At 72.1% G+C, this 2,085-nt stretch carries 1 protein-coding gene and 1 pseudogene; one reads left to right on the forward strand and one right to left on the reverse strand.

Translation table 11 applies throughout. The features are described 5' to 3' along the window. Positions 1-1,104: pseudogene (cdgB, locus tag G5C65_RS36145) on the reverse strand (diguanylate cyclase CdgB); the annotation flags it as partial. Between the two features lie 382 nt (positions 1,105-1,486). On the opposite strand from cdgB, the gene G5C65_RS36150 reads away from it, so the two are divergent. Continuing rightward, entirely contained in the window at positions 1,487-2,017 is a 531-nt protein-coding gene (locus G5C65_RS36150) for a flavin reductase family protein (protein WP_338146831.1), read from the forward strand. Positions 2,018-2,085 lie beyond the last annotated feature (68 nt).

Consider the following 2,085-nt stretch of genomic DNA (forward strand, 5'->3'; position numbering starts at 1 on the left):
AGTCCCGGCTGTGCGCCCCGCCAGGCCCGGCTGGGCGCACAGCCGGGACTTGAGCCGGGCGCGCAGCTCGGCGCTGTTGGGCAGCCCGGTCAGCGAGTCGTGGCTGGCGCGGTGGGCGAGCTGGAGCTCGTGCCGCTTGCGGTCCTCGATGTCCTCCACGTGGGTGAGCAGATAGCGCGGCCCGTCGGCGGCGTCCGCGACGACCGAGTTGCGCAGCGAGACCCAGACGTACGAGCCGTCGCGCCGGGCCAGCCGCAGCTCGGCCCGGCCGCCCTCGGCGGAGGTCCGCAGCAGGGTGCCGATGTCCTCGGGGTGGACCAGGTCGGAGAACGAGTAGCGCCGCATGGCCGACGCCGGGCGGCCCAGCAGCCGGCACAGCGCGTCGTTGATCCGCAGCAGCCGCCCGTGCTGGTCGCCGCCCATCTCGGCGACGGCCATCCCGCTCGGCGCGTACTCGAACGCCTGCCGGAAGCTCTCCTCGCTCGCGCGCAGCGCCTGCTGCTCGCGCTCCAGCCGGACCAGCGCACGCTGCATGTTCGAGCGCAGCCGCGCGTTGCTGATGGCGATGGCGGCCTGGGACGCGTACATCTGCAGCGCCTCGCAGCCCCAGGCGCCGGGCCGCCTGCCGTTGCGCGGCTTGTCCACCGAGAGCACGCCGAGCAGCTCGCCGTCCGAGGCGTACAGCGGGGCGAAGAGCCGGTCCATGGGGTGCCACTCGTCGCTGAAGCGGGGCGCCCTGCCGGGCGTGTGCCACTGCGGCACGTCGTCGCCGTCCAGCACCCAGCCCTCGGTGTGCGGGATGAAGCGGAGCACTCCCCACTGCTCGCCCATCGTCAGCCGCCGCTCCCAGGACGCGCGGGAGCCCACCCGGCCCGCCATCATCGCCTCGGCCGCCGGGCTGCCCGCGACGGCGGCGACCACGAGATCACCGTCTGCCCGCACCAGATTCACCGCCGCGATCTCGAAGCCCAGACCCTCCACCACCCCGTCGGCAACGGTCTGGAGCGTGTCCGCGAGACTACGTGCGGTGTTGAGCTGTGCCACGACATGGTGCAACATACGCAGACTGGCGAGGCGAACGTAGGGCTCCGACTCGTTTTCCATAGCCCTCCCCCTGAGCCTTGTACGTCAACTCCACGTGCTCGCGATGTCCACCGGTTCACCTAAGGACTTCGGTATCGGCCACTGAATCACAGCGAGCTGTTCACCCGGTACACAGGGTCAACAATTAATGCCCTCTGTGACTCAAGTCACAACAGTATGCGATCGGTTGACTGCGCGGCGCGCTCAAGACATGGTCGCCGCGCGGCCGATTCCGACCACTCGCGACCGCCCGCGAGCACCCCTGATCACCTCGGTGGTCCTAGGACCCGCAGCGGCCCGCCCTGGTCCCGAGGCCCGATGCCGCGCCCGGAGGGCGATCGTTAGCGTGGGTGCCGTGTCCCACGCAGCGCAGCAGCAGATGAAAGCCCCGGCTCCCCGTCGGATGCCCCATGCTGGTGGGGTGAGTGACGAGGAGTTCCGGGCCGCCATGGCACGGCTGGCGGCGGGCGTGGTGCTCGTCACCGCCCACGATCCGGACGAGGGCGCCCGCGGCGAGGACGTCGGCATGACCGCCACCGCCTTCGTCTCGGTCTCCCTCGACCCGCCCCTGGTGCTGGTCAGCCTGCGCGGCGAGTCCCGGATGGACGAGCTGCTGGAACGCCAGGACCACTGGGCGGTCTCGCTGCTGACCGAGGGACAACGTCAAGCTGCCGGTCGCTTCGCGATGAAGGGGCGGCTCAGCGACCGGCTCCTCTTCCAGGACCTGCCGCACCGGCGCGGCACGGTCGCCGGTGCGCCGCTGGTGGACGGGGCGCTGGCGGCGCTCGAATGCCGGACGGAGCAGCGGGTGGCGGCCGGGGACCACACGCTGGTCATCGGCCGCGTCCTGGCCACCTCCCTGGCCGTGGGCCGCCCCCCGGCGGACGAGGGCCCACTGCTCTACTACCAGGGCCGCTACCGAGGCGTGAGCTAGCACCCCGCCAGGGGCCGCCCCGACCCGCCAGGGGCCGCCCCTCATGCACCGGATCCGCTCAGTCCCAC

It is taken from the genome of Streptomyces boncukensis (assembly GCF_011045075.1).
In the GTDB taxonomy this organism is placed as follows: Bacteria; Actinomycetota; Actinomycetes; order Streptomycetales; family Streptomycetaceae; genus Streptomyces; species Streptomyces boncukensis.